The sequence below is a fragment of the Pseudonocardia benzenivorans CB1190 genome (genome assembly GCF_000196675.2).
GTDB classification, from domain to species: Bacteria; Actinomycetota; Actinomycetes; order Mycobacteriales; family Pseudonocardiaceae; genus Pseudonocardia; species Pseudonocardia benzenivorans.
Window position 1 is genome coordinate 6309995 of the sequence record NC_015312.1, and the last position, 22439, is coordinate 6332433.

Sequence of the window (22439 nt, forward strand, 5' to 3'; positions counted from 1 at the left end):
ACGACGCGATGCGCGGCGCCCGCTCCCGGACGGACGGCGACGGGGCCGGCGCGAGGTCACCCGGCCTCGTCGAACACGTGCAACGCACCCGCGCGCACCTCGGCCAGGTACAGCGGCGGAACCAGCAGGTCGCGGGCGCCGACGCCGGTGCCGCCACGGCCCCCGCGGTGCTGGAGCAGCGCCCGGCGCTGCGACCGGGCACCGGCGTCCGGGTCCCGCCGCACCGCCTGCGCGTACTGGTGGATCGCCTCGTACACGGTCTCGGAGAGGGTCGAGATCGGCGGCGCCCACCGCCCGTACGCATCCTGGTAACGGGTGAGGAGCTCACCTGCCCCGGTCGCGGGCCCGTCCTGGAAGTACGCCAGCGCCGTCCAGATGCCCTCGGCGGCCGAGCCGATGTGCGCACACGTCGACTCGTCCATGACCAGCGACATCCGGCTGACCGACGACCGCAGACCGGCTGCGGCGCACTGGCGCTGGAACTCCACCTCGTCCGACCCGACCAGCGAGGACATGACGATCTCGGCGCCGGACCGTTGGATCTTCTCGATGACCGGTCCGAAGTCGCTGGTCCCGAGAGGGGTGAACGTCTCGCCGACCACCCGCCCGCGCATCGCGGGCACCACCGAGCGCGCCGCCTCGTGCGCGCCGTAGGACCAGCTGTACCCCTCGCCGACCAGGTACCAGCCCCGCCCGCCGGTGCTCTGCACGAGCCGCCGGGCAACGGCCTCGATCTGTGCCGAGGGCTGCTCCCCGAGCCGCAGTACCGACGCCGTGTCGTGCGTCCCGCGCTCGTTCATCACGGGCTGGACGAGCAGCACGTCGTCGGCGCGCGTGACGTCCTCGATCGCGGCGAAGCTGCTCGACGTGGTGCAGGCGAAGATGGCGCGACAGCCCGCTCGGACGAGACGGCGCGCCTCCGCGGCGGCGACCTCGGGGTCCGTGGCGTCGTCGACGACGAGCAGCTCGAGCCGCCGGCCGTCGAGCCCGCCGTCCCGGTTCACCTCGTCGACGGCCAGCTCGGCCAGGTACTCCGTGGCCATCGAGTAGATCGCCGCCGGCCCGGACTTGCTGGTCACGACCCCGATCCGGACGGCGTCCGGACGCACCGGGGGGACGGACAGCACCCCACCGGTGTGCCGGACGAGCCACTCGAGGCCCGAGTTCGACACGTCGGCCCGCACGCGAAGGCGCGTGCGGCTCCTGCCCAACTTCTCGAACGTGAGTTTCAGCCGCCCGCGCCAGGGTTGCGCGTGCTCGATGACGACCATCGCGTCCGGCCGGACGGCCGACAGTCTGCCCAGGAGCTCGACCTCGTAGCGCTGGGTGTCCGGCCCCACCGGGAGCGTCAGCCGGACCGCGGCGCCGACCGAGAGGGACTCGCACCGCGCACCGAAGAGCCAGCTGCCCGACTCCGGCCTGCCGAACATCCGGTAGACCTCGTGGGCAGCCAGCTCGACGACCGACTCGGCGGTCAGGGTCGTGCTCGTCACGACCGGGCAGATCTCATCGCGCCTGCCTCATCCCGGGCGGGTCAACCAGTGTCGTGGTGGAACTCGTCGGGCGAGTCTGCCTGTGCCGCAGCCCCACTGTCGAGCCGCACCCCGTCCTGGAGCAGGCTCTGCAGGAAGCGGAAGGCGTCGCGCACGGAGCCCTCCGTGTCGACCGAGTAGTAGCGATGACGGCCTTCCCGGCGCTCGATCACCGCCCCTGACGTGCGCAGGATGCGCAGGTGGCTCGAGACCGTACTGCGGCTGACCACGCCCACCTGCTCCGCGAGCTGGCCGGCCGTGAGCTCTCCGCCGTCGCCGAGCGCTGCCAGGATCCGCCGCCTTACGCGGTCGGACAGCGCGTCGAAGGCGAGGTTCTCGTTGACCGTCACGCCACCACGATAGCAACCGTCGATAAGTGTCAACACGTTCATTCGACAATCACCTGCCGCAGCGGACGGCTCCGGCCGCCGCAGTCCGCCTCCGGGGCCCGCGTCACCGTGCGGCCGCCTCCTCCGGGACCGGCAGGAGCGCGCGCATCACGGTACCGGCCACGACCATCCGGCCGATCATGATCGACGCGAACTCCTCCACGACGGACCGGATGCGGGACCGGACACCTTCGTCGAGCGCGGGGCGTGCGGGCGCGAGCAGCGGGAGCAGCCGGTCGGCACAGGTCGGGCGGGCGAAGTCGATCAGGTCGCGCTGCGCCGCCTGCAGCGCTCCGCTGCGGTGCAGGGGTGCGAGCGCGACGTAGGCCGTCGCCAGGAACGGCGGCCACAGCGCGAGGTGCCGGTAGAGGCTCGCGTGGGCGGTGCTCGACCCGAGCCGGCCCAGCTCGTCGCAGGCCTGCACCACCGCACGAAGGTCCGGCGACAGCGCGTCCACGGGCGGGAGCGGCGGTACGCCCGACGGCCCCGCCCCCGCGCCCGCGGGCGCCCCCGACGAGGCAAGGCGGCGCCCCGGGTCCGGTGGCCGGGACTCGCCGCGCAGCAGGGCGTCGACCGTGGTGAACACGAGGAAGTTGATCGTGTTGGCCCGGTTGTAGAAGCCGACCAGGTCGGCGATGTCGACGCGGGCCGCCTCGTCCACGCCGAGCGTCGCCCACACCTCGCCGGGAACCGGCGCGACCCCGTCCGGCCGGGCGCGCGCCGAGATCCCGGTGGCCAGACCGGCCAGCTCGGCGGTCGAGTACAACGGGCGGACGGCGCTCCACACCGCGGGGAGCGCATCCGGCACCGTCGCGAGATGGCGCCAGATCAGGTTCACGAACGGCAGACCGAGCGTCGCGCGCAGGTCGGCGAAGATCTCCGCCGTCGCGCCGACCGCGTCCTCCTCGCGGACGGCGGGGATCGGGTCGGCGTTCATCGCGTCGCACCTCCCGGCGCCGCGAGCGGCCGGGCGTCGGCCCACCGGGCGACGACCTCGCGGTTCACCGCGCTCATCGCCGCCACCAGCTCGGGGTAGGGCTCGTCCCACGGATCCTTGATCCCCCAACCGCGCTGGGGGTTCTCGACATAGCTGCACCAGTGCCAGCCCAGGCACCAGTCGAGGGCGGCGAGCACCTCCGCCGTCCGCACGTAACCGGCGGCCCGCTCGGCCTGGTCCCGGGCGCTGCCCGTGCGGTGCGGGTTCATCGTCGTCGGGCACCAGTTGCCGGTGTCGGCGATCAGCACCGGCAGGCCCGTCCGCCGGTGCCAGCCCTCGACGACCTCGATCGCCGCCTCGAACGCGCCCGGTGCAGGCCCGGGGAAGGTCTGTACCGACAGGACGTCCATGTGCCGGGCCGCGGCGTCGAGCACCTCGGGCGGCGCCCCCGCGCGGGTCCCGAACCGGTCACCGAGCAGCAGATGGTTCGGGTCGTGCCGCCGGACGGCCGCCGCCACCGTCGCGTAGTACGCCTCGGCGATCTCGTCCAGCGGGCCGTCGAAGCCGGCCCCGGTCGGGTGCCCGCGCCACGCCGGGCCGTCCACGAGCACGTACCCGACGAGCAGCGCGTCGTCGGGTCGGCAGATCGTCCGGGCGACGTGGTCGCACCACTGCGCGAAGGCGGGGTCGCGAGGGTCGCGGTAGGCCGGGTGCCCGTTCCACGCCTCGATCTGCAGCACGTGCAGCTCGAGGACGTAGGGCAGGCCGCCCGTCGCCAGGTCCGCTCCGTCCAGGCCGGCGGAGTGACCGAGGTCGACCGGGCGACCCGTCACGCCCAGGCCCGTGCCGCTGACGTACTCCGACGTCGCGCCGATCGTCGTGAACCCCCACGACTCCAGGTCGGCGACGAGCCCCTCCCGGAGCCACCGTCGGCGCGAGCCGCCGTACCGGTCGCGCCACACGGTCCCGTTGTGCGGGTACCGCAGGTTCGTGTCGTCGGCATGGGTGACCCCGAGCGACGGGAAGGGGCGGCCGTCCGGGCCCACGAACGACCACCGCCCCCGGCGCTCCACCGTGATCGCACCGTTGCCCGCCGCATCGGCCGTGCCCATCGACGCTCCTCGATTGATGAATGACCAACCAACAATATGAGGCGCATCGGTGACGGGTACAGAGCACGTGAATCGGTCGTGAGATACCTCATGTGGGACGCTCGACCGCTCAGGGCGCCTCCGGTCGGGCCTTCGGCAGCCCGTAGGAACCGAGGAACAGCACGTACCAGAGCATCCACTGGATCACCCAGTCCAGGAAGCCGAGCGCGTTGCCGGACAACGTCCCACCCGCGCCGGGCTCGTGCAGCACGTGCTCGGCGAGGACGAAGTAGTAGAGGACGTAGGTGAGCGCGGACATCACGAACGTCACCACGATCCGGACCGCGATGTTCACGCCCGGGGAGAAGCCGGTGGGCTTGTTGCCGAAGATGTTGGCCCACAGGATCATCCAGACCGCGAAGCACACACCGAACTGAGCGGCGTACTGCGTCACGCCGGCGCCCAGCGCGGTCACGTTCACGGGTCCGATCAGCAGCTTCGCCACGGCGAGCAGCACGAAGTACAGGACCGTGCCGAGCGCGATGTTCCCCACCACGGCGGCGGCCGCGACCCGGCCGGGCGACCCGGCTCGGCTCCACGGCCGGTTCTCGGTGATCAGCCCGGTCATCACGGTGGCGACGACGATCGAGTAGAACCAGCCGATCACCGTCGACAGGCTCATCAGCGGCGAGCCGTCCGGCTGTGCCCACGTCGCCAGGTTCGGCAACGCGAACACGAGGTAGAGCGCGAGGGTCGGGATGAACACCAGTGCGATCTCGCCGATCCCGGCCCACGGGTGGCGGATCCGCCCCCCGAACGGCCAATGCGCTCCGTTGACCGCCGAGAGCACGTAGGAGAAGAAGCCGAACAGCACGAAGAGGTTGCCGGTGGTGAAACCCGCTCCGCCGTCCCGACCGGCCGAGAACGTAGGGTCGAGGGCACCCCACCCGTACGCCAGTACGACGGTGATCGCGATACCGATGGCCAGGGTCAGCCCTACCCCGACCAGACCGCGCCACGGCTGGCGCAGCCCGGCCGGACCCAACCAGCCGAAGGTGAAGCCGACCCAGACCGTCGCCAGGATCGTCCAGAACAGGACCGCGGTGTAGGGCTGTGGGTACACCGACAACGGGCTCCACCGCGGATCGACGAGGAGCCACCAGGAGGCGAACGCCAGAGCGAGGACCACGGCGAGGTTCGCCAGGCCGAACCCCCACCAGGGCAGGGTGCGTTCGCGGGGGTCGACGGCAGCGCCGTCGCGGACGTCGTGCTCGTCGTCGGTGACGGACATGTCTGCTCCTCTGCAGGGCGCCTGGGGTCGGCGCGCGGAACCGCGCCGGCACCGTGCCGGTGGCGGCGCGTGGTGACGTTCGGGGATCGCGGAAGTCTCAGCCCGGGCCGACGAGCAGCGCGCGCAGCCAGGCGACATAGATGCTGCGGCGCACCGGGAGGTCCTTCGCGGCGCGCTCGACCTCGGCGCGCAGCGACGGCTCCCGGTCCGGACTGTCGGTGAGCGTCGCCAACAGCAGCGCGAACACGCGGAGCTCCCAGGGACTGTCGAGGGCACGCTCGTCGTGCGCGTAGCCAGGGAGCCCGCAGCCGATCTCGGCAGGGGGTGCCGCGTGGGGTGCCGGCGTGTCCTCGAAGCCCCGCAGTGCCGTCCGGCTGACCAACGCCGCGAGCTCGAACGGTCCGGCGTCGCGCGCCTCGATCGGCCGCAGCGGTACGACCAGATGGTGCGTGGTCGCGTCGTCGGACCAGAACGTGACCTGCCGGCCGGTCCGGGCATCGGGTTCGCGGTAACGGGTCGGCGGCGCCCCGAGAACCCGCCATCCCGTACACCGCGGCGTACCCGGCAGCACCACGTTGCGCACTGTCGGGGTGTCCGGCACGTACACCAACGCCGACCGCAGGCGCACCGCCCGAGCACGGCGGCCGCGGCCGCCGTCGCGTCGAGGTGAAGGCCTGATCCCCAGACTCTCGCGACGGCCTGGGCACCGTGCCGGGGACCGACCTCGTCGGCGTGTCGGTCGGTCCACCGGTCGACGCTGTCGCGCGTGACCAGTCCTCGACCGAGCAGCTCTCCCTCCAGCCGGTCCAGCAACGAGTTCATCGCCCGAACCCCGACGACGCGGGCGACGGAACCCGTGCCGGGAATCGCGTGTGCCCCTGACGACCTGCGCTGACGCCCCCGCCACGAACCGGGACGGAACCGGTCGAGATCGACGACGCCCGTGATCGCCGTCGTGGGGGATCGCAGGGGAACCGAGCGTTCGAGTTCCGCGTCGACCACCGGCCGTCCGCCTCGGAGCCGACGACCCCGCGGCCGTGACGAGGTCCCAGGTCGTGCACACCGTCCATGTCGGCACACCTTCCCGCTCGGTGGTGCGCGGACTCTAGTGCCTCGTCAGGCAACGTTCGGTAGGTAATCGGGCCTGCGGATCCTGGACTCGGGAGCGAAGCGCTTCTTGGGTCGGGCGTGGCGGTTGGCCCAGCGGACGTAGCCGGCGATGGCGGCTTCCTGGGCGGTGTGGGAGGGGTAGTCGCTGCCGTCGAGGGTGAAGTAGCGCAGGGCGGTGAACTCGCTCTCGATCCAGTTCAGCCACGAGGCGTAGGTCGGGGTGAACACGAGCTCGACGTCGTGGTCGTTGCACCAGTCGGCGACTTCGGCCTTGCGGTGTGGGGAGAAGTTGTCGCAGATGATGTGCAGTCGCCCGCGGGGGAACCGGGTGCGGAGCTGGCGAAGGAACGCGAGGAACTCCTGCCAGCGTTTGCGGTCGCGCAGCCGGTAGAACAGCTGCCCGGAGGCCAGGTCGAGTCCGGCGAGCATGTGCCGGACCCCGCCGTAGCGGTTGTAGGTTGCGCGCAGCCGGGCCGGGCCTCGGGTGGGGAACCAGCCACGCCCGGGGCGGGGTTGCAGGTTCAGCGGCCCGAACTCGTCCACGCAGATCACCCTGGCGCCGCTGGTCAGTTGCCCGGCGGCGGAGCGGTCGTAGAGGTCGAGGATCCGGGCCATCTTCTGCGCGAACTGTGGATCGTTGCTGGCCTTCCAGGTCTTCGTGGCCTGCCAGCGCACCCCGGCGGCGCGCAGGACACGTCGGACGGTGTCGGTGCTGATCTCGACCCGGTGCCGCTCGCGCAGATGCTCGACCAGCTTGGACAGGCTCCATGTGGTGAACGGGAGTCCGACCTGCTGTGGAGGGGTCCGGGCGACCCGGCAGATCAACTCGCGGGTGTGGGGGCCGAACTTAGGAGGTCGGCCCCCGCTCCATTTTGGGTCCAGAGCCGCGAACCCCTTGTCGTTGAACGCGTGGATCACCTCCCGCGCGTACTGCGGGGTCGCGGCGAACATCGCTGCGGCCTCGGTTGCGGTGCGGCCTTGGACCGAGGCGAGCACGATCCCTGCCCGGCGCAGCCGGACCCGGTCCCGCGCGGTGCGGGTGATCTTTACCAGTCGTTGCGCCTCGGCCGGATCCAGATCCCGCACGAACACCTCAGGCTGCCGTGCCATCGCCCACCTCCGACGACAGCCTCTCAGCCGATCACCGCAGCCGGGTTACAACGCCAACGTTCTCGATCGAGGCACTAGCGACGAGTGTCACATATGTCGATACTTATCAACATATTCTGCAGATTAGCTCGCCGGACCGTGCCGGACCGTAGTCCCGTCGACGGGCGGCAGGGTCCCGCCCGGCCTGCGGCGCTGCCGCACCGCTGCCCGCCACCGCCGCCCGACGGACCGGCCTCCTCGACGGGAACGCCCTCGAGCGCGGCGACGTACCGGGCGAACCGCCGTCCGGCGCGACGGCTCCGCTGCCCCGCGACGGAACCGTCCATCAGGGTCGCGGCCCGTCCGGCGCTGTGCCGGGCCCGGCGCAGCGCACGCGCCGCGTCCGCCGGGTCGCAGACCCCGGGAGCGCGGGCCCGCGCCGGGGCGGGGAACTCCGTCCGCGGGACCGGCCCGAGCCCGAGCGCACACAGTGCGGGCAGGACGTCGCCGACGTCGTGGTCGCCGAACGGATCCGTGAGGGCCCAGCGGCCGACCCAACGGCCGTCGGGCCCGAGCACCCCCAGCCCGTCGTCGGCACGGGCGAGCGCGGGGTCCCAGCTGCCGACGGCCCTCGCGAGCGGCTCGGCCAACGCCGCGGGCAGCGGCGGCGGGAGCCCCCAGGCCGCCATCGCGGCGGTGCGCCGGTCCGGGGGCTCGTCGACGGTGACGTGCAACTCCGCACCGGCGTCGGCGTAGCGGTGCGCGCTCTCCCGCACGGCGGCGGCCAGCCCACAGGAGTACGGCCAGCGCACGCTGCGCAGGACGACGGCGACGACGGCCGCGCCCGGCCACCTGCGGGTGCCCAGCAGGGTGTGTTCGAGGGAGCCGGGTTCCGGCCCGGCACCGGTCACGGCGCCTCGTAGGTCCGGACGAAGTAGCTGTCCGCGCCGACCTCGCCCACCTGGCCCGCCCCGCCCGGGTTGCCGAGCGGCTCGTCGCGGCCCGGCAGGACCTCCAGGAAGAAGGCCGCGTTCGCCGCGATGAAGTCCTGCTCGGACTCCGCGACGTCGCTCTCGGGCACGATCGCCTCGACCGGGCAGACGGGCTCGCAGGCGCCACAGTCGATGCACTCGGTCGGGTTGACGTAGGCCATCCGGCCGCCGACGTAGATGCAGTCGACGGGGCACTCGTCGACGCAGGCCCGGTCGGTGACGTCGACGCACGACGCGCCGATGACGTAGCTCATGGGGTGTCCTCTCCGTGTGTGGTGGTCAGCCGGCGGCCGACGTGAGTGCCTCGTCGGGGGACTCCCCCAGCAGCGCGAGGATCTCGTAGCGACGGCGGGCGAACTCCGGCTCGAACTGGGCGCCGGGGCGTCGCGGCTCGGGGATCTCGATGACGCGGTTGACCCGGGCCGGCCGGGGAGTCAGCACGACGACGCGGTCCCCGAGCAACAGCGCCTCGTCGACGTCGTGGGTGACGAACAGGACCGTCGTGCGGTACTCGCGCCACACCGTGACGAGCAGTTGCTGCATGTCCGAGCGCGTCTGAGCGTCGAGCGCCCCGAACGGCTCGTCCATCAGCAGGACCCGGGGCCGGGTGGCCAGGGTGCGGGCGAGCTGGACCCGCTGGCGCATCCCGCCGGAGAGCTCGCCGGGCATGTGGTCGGCGAAGTCCTGCAGGCCCACCTGCGCGAGCAGCTCCTCGGCCTCGCGCCGGCGGGCGCGCCGCTCGACCCCGCGCAGCGTCAGCGCGAACTCGACGTTGCGTCGCGCGGACCGCCACGGCAGCAGCGCGTCCTCCTGGAACACCATGGCGCACCGGGACCGGCTCTCCGCGACCCTCGTCCCGTCGAGCTCGGCGCGGCCGGCGTCCGGCGTCAGCAGGCCGGCCAGGGCGCGCAGGATCGTGGACTTGCCGCACCCGGACGGGCCGAGCAGCACGAGGATCTCACCTGCCGGCACGTCCAGATCCACCTGCGCCGCAGGCATTTCGCCGAACGAGATCGTCAGTCCGTCGAGAGTGACGCGCGCGCCACCGGCGGCCCCCGTCACGTCGCTCATTCGGCCGCCCTCGGCAGCCAGTGGTTGACCCGGGCCCCGATCCGCTCGACGACCCACGCGGTGCCGAAGCCCAGTGCGCCGATCGAGAGCATCCCGACCACGACGCCGGCGTAGTCGAGCAGACCGTAGGCCTGCCACGTGTAGTAGCCGATCCCGAACTGCCCGGAGATCATCTCCGCACTGATCACGCAGATCCAGGCGACGCCCATCGAGACCGACAGGCCCGAGAAGATCCCCGGCATGGCACCCGGCAGCACGATGTGGGTGAGCACCGCGACCCGGCGGGCGCCCATGGTGCGGGCCGCCTCCTCCCACACCTTCGGCAGGCTCTTCATCGCGTGGATCGTGCTGACCGCGACCGGGAAGAACGCCGCGAAGAAGGTGATGAAGACGATGCCCTGCTCGCTGGTCGGGAACAGCAGGATCGCGAGCGGCACGAGGGCGATCGCCGGGATCGGGCGGGAGACCTCGATCACCGGACGGATCGCCGCTCGCGCGACCCGGGAGCGGCCGACGGCGACGCCGGTCACCACGCCGACCACCGTCGCGAGGCCGAAGCCCAGCAGGATCCGGCGGACGCTGGCGAGCAGGTCCTGGTAGTACGTGCCGCTGGTGAGCTGCGCGCCGAGTGCGGTGGCCACCTCGCCCGGGGTGGGCAGTTTGTCGAAGCTCAGCCAGAACTCGACCTTGCCGACGGTGAGCAGCTGCCACAGGGCCAGCACGACCAGCAGCGGAAGGACCGGGAAGGCGGCCTTGGCCAGCCGTGTCGTGGGGCCGAAGGGGCCCCGGGACCTGCGCCTCCCTCCCGGGAACGCGGCGGAAACGGTCTCGGTCGCGGTGGTGGGCGCGGACAGTCCGGTCTGTGCGGTCATCTCGTCGCTCTCGGCCTCGGCGGTCGCGGTCAGGGTCCTCCCGCCCCGCCCGGGCACGGACCCGTGCTCCGGGGCGGGCGGCAGTGGTCTGCGGGTGCTCATGCGTCCTCCGTACTCAGGCGGCCGCCCTGGCGGCCGCGTAGTCGAGTTGGCGGGTGCCGGGATGGGCCGCGAGGTATGCCGCGGCCTCCGCCTCGGTGGCGAAGGGCAGCAACGTGGCCGTGGGCGGGGCCGCGGGGTCCAGGACCCACGTCGCCGCGGAGGCGAACATGCGGGTCCCCGTGGGCGTGTCCGGGACGTAGACCGCCCGGACCTTCTTGCCGTTGCTCTCCTCGACGGCCCGCATCGCGCAGGTCGGGGTGGCCGCGACCTGGGTCCGGGCCGTGCCGTCGAACCAGACCTCGGAGGCGGTGCGCGGGTCGCCGACCGGCATGCCGCACACGGGGTCCGTGCCCGCCAGCACGTCAGCAGGGGCGGTCGAGGCCCTGGCGGCGTCGTACCCGGCGCCGTACACCGCCCGCAGGGCGGTCTCGTCGACGAACTTCGCGACGTCGAGGTCGCCGGCGGAGCCGACCTGCTTGAGGAACGGCAGGTCCGCGGCCAGCGCGTCGACCAGCGGCTGCTTGATCGTGGGGTCGAAGGTCACCAGGCCGTTGGGGCCGTTGTAGAGATAGACGACCTCGGCCTCGATCCCGGTGAGCCGCGAGACCGTCTCGGCCGCGGCGAGCGGCTCGTGGTCGATGTAGTCGCTCGTGTCCTTCACCGACTGCAGGAAGGCCTGCATGACCTCGGGGTGGGCGGTGCCGAACGACTCCCGCGCGACGATGCCGTGGAAGGTGGGTTTGCCGTTGTCACCCCCGTCGTAGAGCAGCTTGGCCTGCCCGCGGAAGATCAGCAGCTGCGGCCACGGCACGAACTGGGCGTACGCGCCGACCTGGTCGGCCTGGACGGCGGACGCGCCGACGGCAGGCTCCTGGTTGAGCAGTTGCACGTCCGTCGTGGCTAGGCCGCTGCGCTGCAGCCCGTCGACCAGCATGCCGTGCCCGGCGGAGCCGAGGCTGGTCGAGACGATCCTGCCGCGCAGGTCGTCGAGCGTCGTCGCGCCCGACGCGCTGGGCACGACGACCTGGTTGAGCGAGCCGCGCAGGTTGTAACCGGTGACCCCGACCAGCACGGACCGGTCGGCGCCGAAGCCACTGGTCTTGGAGCCGTTGACCAGCAGGGGGTAGTCGCCCATCGAGCCGATGTCGACCTTGCCCGCGATCATCTGCGCGGTGAGGGGTGCGCCCGAGGGGAAGTCCTGCCACTCGACCTGGTACTTGCGGCCGGTCGTGGCGCCGAGCTCGGCGAGCTTCCGCTCGAAGGTGCCCTGCTCCCGCAGCAGGGTGCCGGCGTTGACGGTGTTGATCGTCTTCGACTGGTAGCCCACCCGGACGACGACCGTGGCCGCGTCCGCCGACCCACCCGACGAGCATCCGGCCACGACCGCGGCCAGGACGCCCACCAGTGCGCACCACCGTGTGCGGCGGCCGATCCGAGCGAGCCGGCCGCCGCTCATCGGAGCAGGTAGGGGATGTTGACCGTGACCGCGTCGACGGGGCAGCGGGCCGCGCACGGCCCGCAGTACCAGCACTCGTCGACGTGCATGTACGCCTTGTTCGTCTCGGGGTCGATCGCGAGGGAGTCGAGCGGGCAGACGTCGACGCACAGCGTGCAGCCGTCGATGCACTTGCTCTGGTCCACGGACACCGGGACGTCGACCCGGTTCGTTGCCTGTGCCATGAGGTACCTCTCGGGACGTGTCGGATGGGGGTGCTGCGGTGACGGTCCGGCGCGGAGCTCAGTTCGTCAGGCTCATCCGCGCGTACGCGCGGACGTCGGCGTCGACGTCGGACAGGGCCGACTCCAGGGAGGACCGCACGGCCGGCCGGCTGGGCAGCCAGGCCCCCAGCGTCTTGACCGCGGCCTTGCGGACATCGAGGTTCTCGTCCCCGAGTGCCGTGACCAGCGCGGCGGCGCCACGCTCGTCGGGAGCGGCCGACGACAGGGCGTTCGCCGCGCCCTGCCGCACCTCCCAGGCGTCATCGGTGAGGGCGGCGACGGCGACGTGCACGGCCTCGTCGCCGCACCCGGTCCGCGCCATCGCGGTGAGCGCGGCCGCCCTGACCAGGAACTCGGGATCGGCGGCCAGGCAGGTGAGGGTTGCGGTGCCGCGCGGGTCGCCGACCGCGCCCAGGCCGCGGGCGACGGCGAGCCGGACGGACGGGTCCGGGTCGTCGGCGGCACGGGCGAGGGCGTCGAGGGCGTCGAGCGAGACGAAGCCCAGAACGACCTCGCACCGCACCGCCGCGTCCGGGTCGCCCGACAACCCGGTCAGCTCGTCGACGGTCGTGAGCCGGTGCCGCCACAGCGCGTCGATCGCCTCGAGGCGCACGGTGGCGTCCGCGTGGGTGGTGGCGCGGCGCAGTGCGGCGTCGAACTCCTCCCCCGGGACCAGCACCTCGCTCAGCTCGCGCACGAGCCGGGTCGCCGCCGCGCGGACGGCCGGATCCTCGTCCGTCAGCGCCGCGGCGAACACGGGTGAGGCCGCCGTCCAGTCCTCGGTGTGGTCGCTCAGCACGCCGAGCGCGTTGCGGCGGACCTCGGGAGCCGGGTCGGCCAGGTACGGCTCGAGCTCCTCGTGGGTCGGGTCCTCGTCGGCGAGGTCGAGCAGGCCGAGGATGCGGGCCGCGACGGCGTCGGGACTCATGCCCACGCTCCCGCGAGCTCCGTCCCCACCGGCTCGTTCGGGATGCCGTCGGGCCGGGTGAACCCGGGCACGTCGACGATGTAGGGCGCCACCGGCCTGGTCAGCATCTCCATCGCCCCGGTCGCGTCCTTGCGCAGGTTGAGGTGGCAGAACCAGCGCTCGTCGTCGGAGGCCGGCAGATCGGCGCGCTGGTGGTAGAGGCCCCACCGGCTCTCCGTGCGCGCGAGCGAGGCACGCGCCGCCATCTCCGCACAGTCGCGGATGAAGGTGACCTCGGCGCAGCGCATCAGCTCGTGGGGTGTGGTCGCGCCCATGCGGGCGATGTCCCCGCGCATCCGCTCGAACGACTCGAGCCCCAACGAGAGATAGCGCTCGGTCTTCGGCGGCTGCATGTAGTCGTTGACGAAGCGGCGCAGCTTGAACTCGACCTGCGCCTGCGGCGGACCGTCCGGGTTGGACAGCGGACGGTAGATCAGTTCGTGGGCGGCGGAGATCTGGTCCTCGGGCAGCGCCGGGCGCGACGCGGTCCTCGCGAACACGCTGGCGTGCTCGCCGGCGATCTCGCCGAAGACGAAGGCGCCGATCATGTAGTTGTGCGGCACGAGCGCCATGTCACCGGCCGCGTAGAGGCCCGGGACGGTGGTGGCGGCGTGCTCGTCGATCCAGACGCCCGACGCCGAGTGGCCGCTGCACAGCCCGATCTCGGAGATGTGCATCTCGATGTCGCGCTCGCGATAGTCGTGGCCGCGGCCGGCGTGGAACGTGCCGCGGGTGGGCCGCTCGGTGGTGTGCAGGATGCCCTCGATCTCGGTGATCGTGGCGTCGGGCAGGTGCGAGAGCTTCAGGTAGATCGGGCCGCGCGCGCTGTCGAGCTCCGCCTTCACCTCGGCCATCATCTGACCGGACCAGTAGTCGCAGTCCACGAAGCGGTTGCCCTCGGCGTTGACCTGGTAGCCGCCGAACGGGTTGGCGACGTAGGCGCAGGCCGGACCGTTGTAGTCCTTGATCAGCGGGTTGACCTGGAAGCACTCGATGCCGCTGAGCTCGGCGCCCGCGTGGTAGGCCATCGCGTAGCCGTCGCCGGCGTTCGTGGGGTTCTCGTAGGTGCCGTAGAGGTAGCCGCTCGCCGGCAGCCCGAGACGACCGGCGGCCCCGGCAGCCAGGATGACCGCCCCCGCGGAGATGGTGACGAACTCCCCGGTCCGGGTGTCGAAGCCGACCGCGCCCACGGCACGACCGTCGACGGTCAGCACCCGGACCGGCATGACCCGGTTCTCGATGGTGACCCTGGCACGCACGTTGCGCGCCCGGAGCTGCCGGTACAGGACCTTCTTGACGTCCTTGCCCTCGGGCATCGGCAGGACGTAGCTGCCCGACCGGTGCACCTTGCGCACCGCGTACTCGTTGTGCTCGTCCTTCTCGAACTTGACGCCGTAACGTTCGAGGCGCTGGACCATGGCGAACCCGCGGGTCGCGGTCTGGTAGACGGTGCGCTGGTTGACGATGCCGTCGTTCGCGGTGGTGATGTCGGCGACGTAGTCCTCCGGGCTCGCCTTCCCGGGGATGACCGCGTTGTTGACGCCGTCCATGCCCATCGCCAGCGCGCCGGAGTGCCGGACGTTCGCCTTCTCGAGCAGCAGCACCTGTACGTCGTGCTGCGCCGCGGTCAGCGCCGCCATCGTGCCCGCGGTTCCGCCACCGATGACGAGGACGTCGCACGTCATCTCGCGGCGTTCGGAAAGTGGTGGGATCTGCACGCTTGTCCTCTCGATCGAGCGAGTCGGCCTGCGGCCGGACGACCTCGGTGCCCGACCCGGTCGCCGACACCTGTCGTGGTCGGCCTCGCGAGCCCCTGTCCGGCACCTCGGCTGCCGGCAAGGTTTCGGCGAATCTGTTACGGACGCCGCCTCGAACGATGTCCGAAGAGTTACGCCACCCGCTTGTAGTGCGGAAACGCGTCGTCACGCGGCCGTTTCGAGGCCGTGATCATGCATTCCGCCACCAGATTTCCCGGACCGCACGACGACGATCCGCTGCCACGGGCAGCCGCAGGTGCGGGTGACCGCCGGGTCGGGAACGTCCGCCGCCCCGGCCTTTCAGCCGGGCCGACGCGCTGCCGGCTCGCGCACGGCGAGCCGGTTCCCCCGGTGCAGCTCGGCGTGGAACGCGATCCGGTCCGCGCGGATCTGGATCGACTCGGTGTCGACCGGCCGCCCGTCCGACATGCGCGTCAGCCGCTCCACGGCGAACACCGCCGCGCCCGACGGGATGCCGAGCAACGCGGCTGCGTCGGGGCCGGCGTTCACGCTGTGCACGGAGATCTCGGCGCGGCCGAGGCGCTGCCCGCTCGTCTCCTCGATCAACGCGAAGATGTCCCGGCCGACGAGGTCGGACTCGAGCAACGGGAGGCCGATGTCCGCGGCGAGGTACGTGGTGTCCAGCGACAACGGCAGTCCGTTCGACCAGCGCAGGCGCTCGATGTAGACCGCGCCCGCCTTGCGCGGCACCTCCAGCCGCTCGGCGATCACGGCGGGCAGGTGGTCCACGAAGTGCGCGGCGCGCACCTCGTTGGTGACGGTCCCGTAGCCGGTGAGGGCTTCGGCGAGACCGGCGAGGCGATCCATCCCGTGCCCGAACTTGGCCATGACGATCATCGTCCCGACACCCTGCCTGCGGGCGATCAGGCCTTCCGACCGGAGCAGCCCCAGCGCCTCGCGCACGGCGTTGCGGCTCGCGCCCAGACGCTCGCACAACGCCGTCTCGCCGGGAAGCATCCCGTCGGGGAACCGGCCGGTCGTGATCTGGTGCCGGAGCACGTCGGCGACGTGCCGTGCCCGCTCCGCGCGCGGCTGCCGGCGTGGCCGTTCCCGGGACGACGTCGGTGGCACCGGCCCGCTCGAAATCGTCATGGCGGTCTGTCTCCGGAGTGCGCTCGTCCGCTCCTTCCGCGGCTCCTCCGACGCTATCCCGGGACCCGTTTCGGCCACGTCATCCCGCCGTTACGTGGGTGCTACGGGCTCGGCGTCTGTTGACGTGCCGGGCGCGGCGGAGCTGACTTCCGCGTCAGCCCAGGCGTTCTGCTGTGCCCGCGCCTGGGGTTCTCGGTCCCCCGACCGATCGGCGATGCACAGCTACCTTCGGCAGAGATGGCAGACCCATGCCTACGACTCTGTGCAAAGACCCTGTCGTCCTCGATCTCTGGCACGCGCTCGCGGCCCTCGCCGAGACACCCCCCTCGACCGTGCACACGACCACGCTCCTCGGGGAGCGGGTCAGCTACGCGGTGGACGAGTGCGGGGGCGTCCTCGCCTGGCGCAGCCGCGAACACCTGCCCGTCGGCTCGCGTGTCGCGGCGGCCGACGTCCCGGACGTGCTGCCGGCCGTGGCGCGCTACGGCTACGTGTGGACCTCGCTCGGCACACCGCCGGGCGACGTGTTCGCCATCCCGGAGTTCGCCGAACCCGACCGCCGCAACCTCAACGCCGGCACGATCGGCGTGCACGTGTCCGCGCCACGGGCGATCGAGAACTTCCTCGACATGGCCCATTTCCCGTTCGTGCACACCGACGTGCTCGGGGCCGAGCCGCACACCGAGGTCCGCGAGTACGACGTCGAGGTCTCCGACGAGCGCGACGAGGTGCTGGCCACGCAGTGCCGCATGTTCCAGCCCAGGGCGTCGGCCGCGTCGTCGGAGGGCGCGGACGTGGAGTACGTCTACCGCGTCCCGCACCCGTACTGCGCCGTGCTGTACAAGACCAGCGGCGCCGACGAGTCGCGGCAGGACGTGATCGCGGTGTTCCTGCAGCCCGTCGACGAGGAACGGGTGCGCGCGCACCTGCTCCTGTCCGTGCTCGACGACGAGCACGAGGACAAGGAGATCCGGCACTTCCAGGTCTCGATCTTCGGCCAGGACAAACCGATCCTGGAGAACCAGCACCCCAAGCGGCTGCCGCTGGACCCGCGCGCCGAGACACCGATCCGGGCGGACCGTGCGGCGGTGTCCTACCGGCGCTGGTTGAGCCGCAAGGGGATCACCTACGGCGTGATCCCGGCGGGGCGGTGAGCGGCATGAGCCTCACGACGACCGCCCCGCACATCGCGACGTCCGCGCTCACCACCCGCGCGTGGCACCCCGTCGCCGCTTCGGACGACGCCGCCCCCCGGCACGTCTTCCAGGGCGAGCTGCACGACCGGGAGCTGGCGATCTGGCGCGCGGACGACGGATTCGTCAACGTGTGGGAGAACCGGTGCCTGCACCGCGGGGTCCGGCTGTCGATCGGGGTGAACGACGGCCGCGAACTGCGGTGTCAGTACCACGGATGGCGCTACTCGACCCGCACCGCGACCTGCACGTACATCCCCGCGCACCCCGCCGACGCGCCCGCCCGGACCATCTCCAACCGCACCTACCCGGTGGTGGAGCGGTACGGGCTCATCTGGACCACGCTCGACGACCACCGTCCGCAGGACGTCCCGGACCTGCCCGGCGCGGACGGCGACGTGCTGGTGCTGCGCGCGGTCGAGATCGCGGTACCGGCATCGTCGGCCGTCGAGCGGCTGCGCACCCATGGGGCCGCCGACGGGCTCCGCCCGGCGGGCGAGGACGACCTCGTCCTGCGGTTCCGCGGCGATCCCGCGGTGAGCGGCAGCGGGCTGACCCTGTTCGTGCAGCCGACCGGCGCGACGCGGTGCGTCGTGCGCGGGGTGCTGCAGGAACCGGGCCCGGACCACCTGGACCTGTTGCGCCAGCACAACCGGCTCCTCACGCGGGCGCGTGCCCGGATCTGGGTGGTCGAGAACGCGTTCGCCCACCGGCCCTTCGCCGACACCGAGCAGTTGCGCGCGGCCTTCCAGAACGCGCTGTTCAGCGGCACCCCGGACCAGCAGCGGGAGCTGCTGGCCCGCTACCCCGCGCTCGACGACGACGCGGATCCGCACACCCCGCGCGACGGGGCGACGCCCGACATCGGCCACCTGGGACGAGGACGAGGCGGCCGACCTCGCCGGCATCACCGCGGCCTACCGGGACCGGTACGGAATCCCGCTGATCGTGTGCGGTCACGGTCGCCACGATCGGGAGGCGCTCGTCCGGCACGCCCGGTCACGGCTGCAGAACTCGCCTGCGCAGGAGCACGTCGCGGCACTGCTCGAGGTTGCCAAGATCGCCGGACACCGGTTCGACGACCTGGTGGCCGACGCCAACCCGACCACCAGCGTGCGCTCGCAGCCGTACGGCTCGGCCATGAGCTGAGCCCGGCGACCCGCGCCGGACGCCGGGTGCTCGCGCCCCGGGGGGTGCGATCGGGCGTCGGGCCACCGAGGAGCCCGCGACGGAGCCACGCTCCACCGGGAACGCCGTCACGCGACAGTCTTGTAGTAAGACTAAGTCTTGTGATCGGACCTACAACGTGGTTTATTGACGCCACGCCGTGTTCCGGGTCACTCCACGCACCGCCGGCCGTCTCCTGGGGGCGGCCGGCGGAGGGATCGCGAGCCGGCGCTTCATCGATCGCAGCGAGGAGCACACCAATGCCGTTGTGGAAGATTCACCACCCCGTGGGCGCGTACTCCGCGGACGACAAGAAGCAGTTCTCGGACGCGATCACGGAGGTCTACACCTCGATCCCGATCCCGCGCTTCTACGTCGTGGTCCTGTTCGAGGAGGTGGCCGCCGAGAACTTCTACGTCGGTGGCGACGTCCACGACCACTTCGTGCGCATCAACATCGACCAGATGGCCCGGACCCTGCCGGGCGCGACACTGCGCGAGTTCTGGGTGCGCAACCTCGACCGGGTGATCGCCCCCTGGGTCAAGGACCGCGGGTACGACTGGGAGTTCACCATCACCGAGCCACCGTTCGACCTCTGGTCGCTGCAGGGCGAGATCCCACCGCCGTTCGAGTCCCTCGCCGAGGCGCGCTGGATCGAGGAGAACAAGGCGACCCCCTACGAGTTCGCCGAGAAGCTCCCCGTGAGCGTTCGCCTGACCCCCGGCTTCACACCCGAGGACGCCAAGGGCCGCTGAGCCTCTCGCCCGGCGGTGGGGCCGGTGCCGCGGCACCGGCCCCACCACTGCGTTCCGGCTGTCGGCTCGACGCGACGCACCAGTCCCCCGATCCCGGTCGCGCACCGGACCGCTGCGCGTCGGGGCGGGTCGGGACGCGGGCCGTGCGGCCGCGCGTGACGGTCACCCGGCGGAGGCGACCTCCGGGCCGTCGGAGGCCGAGCGCCCGCGGGCGTCCTGCGCCGCGACCCGACGCGCGAACCGGTCCCGCAGGTCGAGGTGCTCCGGCACGTCGTCCGGGTAGCCGGGGCCGACCCGGAACTCGACCTCGTCGAGGTCGACCGGCCGGCCGCAGGACCGGCAGACCACCTGCGGGTCGATGTCGTGTCCGCAGGGGACGTGGTGGACCGAGACCGGCGCCCCGTCCTCGCCGAGCCAGCGGTCCCCCCAGCCGAGCATGGCGGTCAGCACCGGGAAGAAGTCGCGCCCCATGTCGGTGAGGACGTACTCGGCACGGGGCGGGTAGTCCTGGTAGAGGCGCCGCTCCAGCAGGCCGATCTCCACGAGCCTACGCAGCCGGGCGGAGAGGGTGTTGCGGGGGATGTTCAGCGAGCGCTGGAACTCCTCGAACCGCGTGAGCCCATGGCTCGCGTCACGGACGAGCAGGATCGTCCACGGGTCGCCGAGCACGTCGGCCACGCGGGCGACCGAACACGGCCAGTCGTCGAACGTCGGACGCTTCACGAGACCCAGTCTAGACACGCAACGGACAACCGGCTCGGTCCGCTGCTGGAGCAGTACGACGTGCTGATCTGCCCGACCGTCGCGACCACCGCTCTCAAGGCCGACCACGCGAACGACGACCCGGACTTCCGGATCAACGGCAAGCCCGTCCACCCCTACGTGCAGTGGACACCGACCTACCCGTTCAACCTGGTCAGCCGGTGCCCGGTCGCGTCGGTCCCGTCGGGCTTCAGCTCTGCCGGTGTGCCGACCGGTCTGCAGATCGTCGGCAGGACCTACGACGAGCTGAGCGTCATGACCGCCGCGGCCGCCGTCGAGGCCGCCCGGCCGTGGCGCGACCTGGTGCCGACGCTCTGACGAGCAGCGCCCCGGCGCCCGTCCGCCACCGACAGCTCCCGGTGGCGGGCGGGCGCTACTCGCGCACGATCGCCGCCGACTGGAGACGGATCGCGTCCTGCCCCGGCGGCGCGCCGAACATCCGCCGGTACTCCCGGCTGAACTGCGACGGGCTGTCGTACCCCACCGCGTAGCCGATCGCGCTCACGTCGTGCGGTGCCGCGAGCAGTTCCATCCGGGCCTTCTGCAGCCGGATCTGCTTCTGGTACTGGAGCGGGCTCATCGACGTCACCGCCCGGAAGTGCCGGTTGAGTGACGAGACGCTGGTGCCGACGTCGGCGGCGAGGTCGTCGATGCGGATCACGCGGTCATAGCGGGCACGGACCCAGGCGACCGCGCGTGCGACGAGCGCCAGCCGGCTGTCGGCCGTCCCCGCCTGCCGCACCAGGGCGGCGTGCGGGCCGTTCAGCAGCCGCCAATGGACCTCGCGCCGCACACCCGCGCCCAGGACCTTCAGCTCACGCGGGTCGTCGAACAGCCGCAGCAGGCGGACGAGGGAGTCGAGCAGGTCGTCGTCCGCATCGCTGATCGCCATCCCCGGCGCGTCCTGCGCGCCGGCGGGGACCGGACCGCCCTCGACGAGCAGCTGCGCGATGGTCGCGGGCCGCAGCCGCAGGCCGAGCGTGAGGAAGGGGCGGTCGGGGGTGGCGTCGATGATCTGCGAGGTCAACGGCAGATCGACCGTGAAGACCACGGCCTGGCCGGGACGGTGCTCGAACACCCGCTCGCCCAGGGTCGACCGTTTGGCACCCTGCACGACCAGCACGAGCATCGGCTCGGTCACCGAGGTCATCGGCTCGGTGACGGTGGCCGCGGCGAACACGAGCACGTCGCCGAACCAGACCGGGCGCAGGTCGTCGCCGGCCAGCCCCCGGATCCGGCGGGCGAGTTCGTCCAGGGCGTCCACCCGTCGAGTCAAGCACGCGAGCGAGGCGCTGGTCCATCATCACGATCAGGGCGAGGTTGAGCGGATCGTGCAGCCGATCGCGCGGATCGATCTAGGTGGGCGCGACTCGCGGGGTGTGCACTGAGGGAAGGGTGTCCGACAGTCGCTCCCCGACGTCGCCCTGCATCCTCGTGGAGGTACGCAATGTCATTGGACTCGTATGTCACGCTGGGCCGATCGGGTCTCAGGGTCAGCCCGTTCACGCTCGGCACGATGACGTTCGGCGAGGACTGGGGCTGGGGGACCAGCCCGGAGGAGTCGACGAAGATCCTCCGTGCCTACCTCGACCGCGGCGGCAACTCGATCGACACCGCCAACATCTACACCAACGGCCACTCCGAGCAGATCCTCGGCCAGTTCCTCGCCGGGCAACCGGCCCTGCGCGACCGGCTCGTGCTCGCCACCAAGTTCTTCGGCAACCTGTACCTGAACGACCCGAACGGCGGCGGACCCGGCCGTAAGGCGATCGTGCAACAGCTGGAGAACTCGCTGCGACGGCTGCGGACCGACTACGTCGATCTCTACTGGCTGCACAACTTCGACCCGACCACACCCATCGAGGAGACCCTCCGCGCGCTCGACGACCTCGTCGCGGCGGGCAAGATCCGCTACATCGGGTTCTCGGACGTCCCTGCGTGGGCGACCGCGGCGGCGGCGACGATCGCGCGCCTGCGTGGCTGGTCCCCGCTCATCGCGGTACAGCTGGAGTACTCCCTGCTCGAACGCACCTCGGAGGGCGAGCTGATCCCGATGGCGCAGGCGCTGGGCATGGGGGTGATGCCGTGGTCGCCACTGCGCGGCGGGCTCCTCTCCGGGAAGTACTCCGGCTCCGGCGACGTCGACTCCGGCCGGTCGCTGCGGCCGTCCGCGGACGACCTCGTCGTCATCGACGCGCTCGGCTCGGTCGCCCGGGACGCCGGCGTCACGTCCGCCCAGGCGGCGCTCGCCTGGGCGCTCGGCCGGCCCGGGGTCGACTCCGTCGTGATCGGGGCACGTCGCCTCGACCAACTCGAGGCGAACCTGGGGGCGCTGGACGCGACGTTGAGCGACGACCACCGCGCGCGGCTGGACGAGGTGTCGGCGCCGAGGCTGAACTTCCCGGCCGAGAACAACCGGCTGCTGGCACCGCGGCTGCAGTTCGCGGGGGCCACCGTGGACGGTCGGCCGACGACGGCGACCCCCCTGCTCGCGTCCGCGACCACGCTCTGGTGATCGTGCGTCACGAGC

Annotated in this window: 22 protein-coding genes and 2 pseudogenes; 6 read left to right on the forward strand and 18 right to left on the reverse strand. The window is 72.0% G+C overall.

The genetic code is table 11. The annotated features are described in order from the left end of the window. Positions 1–56: 56 nt before the first annotated feature. The 16 genes from PSED_RS29905 to PSED_RS29980 all read right to left on the reverse strand — a co-directional run bounded on the left by PSED_RS29905 (position 57) and on the right by PSED_RS29980 (position 16032). Positions 57–1493 (reverse strand): substrate-binding protein, encoded by a 1437-nt coding sequence (locus tag PSED_RS29905; protein ID WP_013677975.1) that lies wholly within the window; start codon positions 1491–1493, stop codon positions 57–59. A 41-nt stretch (positions 1494–1534) separates the two neighbouring features. Beyond that, positions 1535–1882 (reverse strand): ArsR/SmtB family transcription factor, encoded by a 348-nt coding sequence (locus tag PSED_RS29910; RefSeq protein WP_041760138.1) that lies wholly within the window; start codon positions 1880–1882, stop codon positions 1535–1537. Between the two features lie 103 nt (positions 1883–1985). Next, positions 1986–2858, reverse strand: a complete 873-nt coding sequence (locus tag PSED_RS29915) for a hypothetical protein (RefSeq protein WP_013677977.1) — start codon at positions 2856–2858, stop codon at positions 1986–1988. Continuing rightward, positions 2855–3970 carry a hypothetical protein gene (locus tag PSED_RS29920; protein WP_013677978.1) on the reverse strand — a complete coding sequence of 372 codons (1116 nt, stop codon included), beginning with the start codon at positions 3968–3970 and terminating at the stop codon, positions 2855–2857. Before PSED_RS29920 ends, PSED_RS29915 begins: the two co-directional genes overlap by 4 nt. A 109-nt stretch (positions 3971–4079) precedes the next feature. Continuing rightward, positions 4080–5240 (reverse strand): hypothetical protein, encoded by a 1161-nt coding sequence (locus PSED_RS29925; RefSeq protein WP_013677979.1) that lies wholly within the window; start codon positions 5238–5240, stop codon positions 4080–4082. A 97-nt stretch (positions 5241–5337) separates the two neighbouring features. Then, positions 5338–5868, reverse strand: coding sequence for a hypothetical protein (locus PSED_RS29930; protein WP_041760140.1), 531 nt, complete (start codon positions 5866–5868; stop codon positions 5338–5340). 488 nt (positions 5869–6356) lie between these two features. Continuing rightward, positions 6357–7460, reverse strand: coding sequence for an IS630 family transposase (locus PSED_RS29935; RefSeq protein ID WP_013673569.1), 1104 nt, complete (start codon positions 7458–7460; stop codon positions 6357–6359). 74 nt (positions 7461–7534) lie between these two features. Then, a complete protein-coding gene (locus tag PSED_RS29940) occupies positions 7535–8350 on the reverse strand; it encodes a hypothetical protein (RefSeq protein ID WP_013677980.1) in 816 nt (271 codons plus the stop codon). Next, the gene (gene fdxA / locus PSED_RS29945; RefSeq protein WP_013677981.1) at positions 8347–8685 is read right to left on the reverse strand and encodes a ferredoxin; all 339 of its coding nucleotides are present in this window, start codon (positions 8683–8685) and stop codon (positions 8347–8349) included. Before fdxA ends, PSED_RS29940 begins: the two co-directional genes overlap by 4 nt. 25 nt (positions 8686–8710) lie before the next feature. After that, a complete protein-coding gene (locus tag PSED_RS29950) occupies positions 8711–9502 on the reverse strand; it encodes an ABC transporter ATP-binding protein (RefSeq protein WP_013677982.1) in 792 nt (263 codons plus the stop codon). After that, positions 9499–10476 carry an ABC transporter permease gene (locus PSED_RS29955; RefSeq protein WP_013677983.1) on the reverse strand — a complete coding sequence of 326 codons (978 nt, stop codon included), beginning with the start codon at positions 10474–10476 and terminating at the stop codon, positions 9499–9501. The genes PSED_RS29950 and PSED_RS29955 overlap by 4 nt, the downstream gene beginning before the upstream one ends. Before the next feature lie 13 nt (positions 10477–10489). Further along, on the reverse strand, positions 10490–11878 hold the full coding sequence (locus PSED_RS29960; RefSeq protein WP_202946321.1) for an ABC transporter substrate-binding protein: 1389 nt from the start codon (positions 11876–11878) through the stop codon (positions 10490–10492). 50 nt (positions 11879–11928) lie between these two features. Further along, positions 11929–12156: a 4Fe-4S dicluster domain-containing protein gene (locus PSED_RS29965; RefSeq protein WP_013677985.1), complete on the reverse strand. Its 228-nt coding sequence runs from the start codon at positions 12154–12156 to the stop codon at positions 11929–11931. A gap of 58 nt (positions 12157–12214) precedes the next feature. Then, positions 12215–13123 (reverse strand): HEAT repeat domain-containing protein, encoded by a 909-nt coding sequence (locus tag PSED_RS29970; protein ID WP_202946322.1) that lies wholly within the window; start codon positions 13121–13123, stop codon positions 12215–12217. Then, positions 13120–14880 (reverse strand): fumarate reductase/succinate dehydrogenase flavoprotein subunit, encoded by a 1761-nt coding sequence (locus PSED_RS29975; RefSeq protein WP_202946323.1) that lies wholly within the window; start codon positions 14878–14880, stop codon positions 13120–13122. Before PSED_RS29975 ends, PSED_RS29970 begins: the two co-directional genes overlap by 4 nt. Before the next feature lie 339 nt (positions 14881–15219). Beyond that, positions 15220–16032, reverse strand: coding sequence for a GntR family transcriptional regulator (locus PSED_RS29980; RefSeq protein WP_013677986.1), 813 nt, complete (start codon positions 16030–16032; stop codon positions 15220–15222). A gap of 248 nt (positions 16033–16280) precedes the next feature. Between PSED_RS29980 and PSED_RS29985 the strand changes: the two genes are divergently transcribed. From PSED_RS29985 to PSED_RS35800, 4 genes and pseudogenes are all read left to right on the forward strand, one after another. Further along, positions 16281–17186 carry an aromatic ring-hydroxylating oxygenase subunit alpha gene (locus tag PSED_RS29985; protein WP_013677987.1) on the forward strand — a complete coding sequence of 302 codons (906 nt, stop codon included), beginning with the start codon at positions 16281–16283 and terminating at the stop codon, positions 17184–17186. A gap of 5 nt (positions 17187–17191) precedes the next feature. After that, positions 17192–18037: pseudogene (locus PSED_RS35790) on the forward strand (Rieske 2Fe-2S domain-containing protein); the annotation flags it as partial. Between the two features lie 94 nt (positions 18038–18131). Further along, positions 18132–18374 (forward strand): 2-oxo-4-hydroxy-4-carboxy-5-ureidoimidazoline decarboxylase, encoded by a 243-nt coding sequence (locus tag PSED_RS35795; RefSeq protein ID WP_407692853.1) that lies wholly within the window; start codon positions 18132–18134, stop codon positions 18372–18374. A 290-nt stretch (positions 18375–18664) separates the two neighbouring features. Next, positions 18665–19147: pseudogene (locus PSED_RS35800) on the forward strand (tautomerase family protein); the annotation flags it as partial. A 162-nt stretch (positions 19148–19309) separates the two neighbouring features. Here PSED_RS35800 and PSED_RS29995 read toward each other — a convergent pair. Next, positions 19310–19870: a winged helix-turn-helix transcriptional regulator gene (locus PSED_RS29995; protein WP_083845337.1), complete on the reverse strand. Its 561-nt coding sequence runs from the start codon at positions 19868–19870 to the stop codon at positions 19310–19312. On the opposite strand from PSED_RS29995, the gene PSED_RS30000 reads away from it, so the two are divergent. Then, complete coding sequence (locus PSED_RS30000) at positions 19769–20227, forward strand: amidase family protein (RefSeq protein ID WP_083845339.1); 459 nt, start codon at positions 19769–19771, stop codon at positions 20225–20227. The two genes, PSED_RS29995 and PSED_RS30000, sit on opposite strands and share 102 nt — an antisense overlap. 55 nt (positions 20228–20282) lie before the next feature. Here PSED_RS30000 and PSED_RS30005 read toward each other — a convergent pair whose 3' ends face one another. Then, positions 20283–21173 (reverse strand): AraC family transcriptional regulator, encoded by an 891-nt coding sequence (locus PSED_RS30005; protein ID WP_013677990.1) that lies wholly within the window; start codon positions 21171–21173, stop codon positions 20283–20285. A gap of 183 nt (positions 21174–21356) precedes the next feature. Here PSED_RS30005 and PSED_RS30010 point away from each other — a divergent pair, with 183 nt between their 5' ends. After that, complete coding sequence (locus PSED_RS30010) at positions 21357–22424, forward strand: aldo/keto reductase (protein WP_013677991.1); 1068 nt, start codon at positions 21357–21359, stop codon at positions 22422–22424. Positions 22425–22439 lie beyond the last annotated feature (15 nt).

Bases quoted from the DNA above. Each gene is read 5' to 3' on its own strand.
- PSED_RS29955 (WP_013677983.1), bottom strand. From the start codon at position 10,476: ATGAGCACCCGCAGACCACTGCCGCCCGCCCCGGAGCACGGGTCCGTG.
- PSED_RS30010 (WP_013677991.1), top strand. From the start codon at position 21,357: ATGTCATTGGACTCGTATGTCACGCTGGGCCGATCGGGTCTCAGGGTC.
- PSED_RS29985 (WP_013677987.1), top strand. From the start codon at position 16,281: ATGCCTACGACTCTGTGCAAAGACCCTGTCGTCCTCGATCTCTGGCAC.
- PSED_RS29950 (WP_013677982.1), bottom strand. From the start codon at position 9,502: ATGAGCGACGTGACGGGGGCCGCCGGTGGCGCGCGCGTCACTCTCGAC.
- PSED_RS29935 (WP_013673569.1), bottom strand. From the start codon at position 7,460: ATGGCACGGCAGCCTGAGGTGTTCGTGCGGGATCTGGATCCGGCCGAG.
- PSED_RS29915 (WP_013677977.1), bottom strand. From the start codon at position 2,858: ATGAACGCCGACCCGATCCCCGCCGTCCGCGAGGAGGACGCGGTCGGC.
- PSED_RS29920 (WP_013677978.1), bottom strand. From the start codon at position 3,970: ATGGGCACGGCCGATGCGGCGGGCAACGGTGCGATCACGGTGGAGCGC.
- PSED_RS29980 (WP_013677986.1), bottom strand. From the start codon at position 16,032: ATGACGATTTCGAGCGGGCCGGTGCCACCGACGTCGTCCCGGGAACGG.
- PSED_RS29970 (WP_202946322.1), bottom strand. From the start codon at position 13,123: ATGAGTCCCGACGCCGTCGCGGCCCGCATCCTCGGCCTGCTCGACCTC.
- PSED_RS29965 (WP_013677985.1), bottom strand. From the start codon at position 12,156: ATGGCACAGGCAACGAACCGGGTCGACGTCCCGGTGTCCGTGGACCAG.
- fdxA (WP_013677981.1), bottom strand. From the start codon at position 8,685: ATGAGCTACGTCATCGGCGCGTCGTGCGTCGACGTCACCGACCGGGCC.
- PSED_RS29925 (WP_013677979.1), bottom strand. From the start codon at position 5,240: ATGTCCGTCACCGACGACGAGCACGACGTCCGCGACGGCGCTGCCGTC.
- PSED_RS30000 (WP_083845339.1), top strand. From the start codon at position 19,769: ATGGCTCGCGTCACGGACGAGCAGGATCGTCCACGGGTCGCCGAGCAC.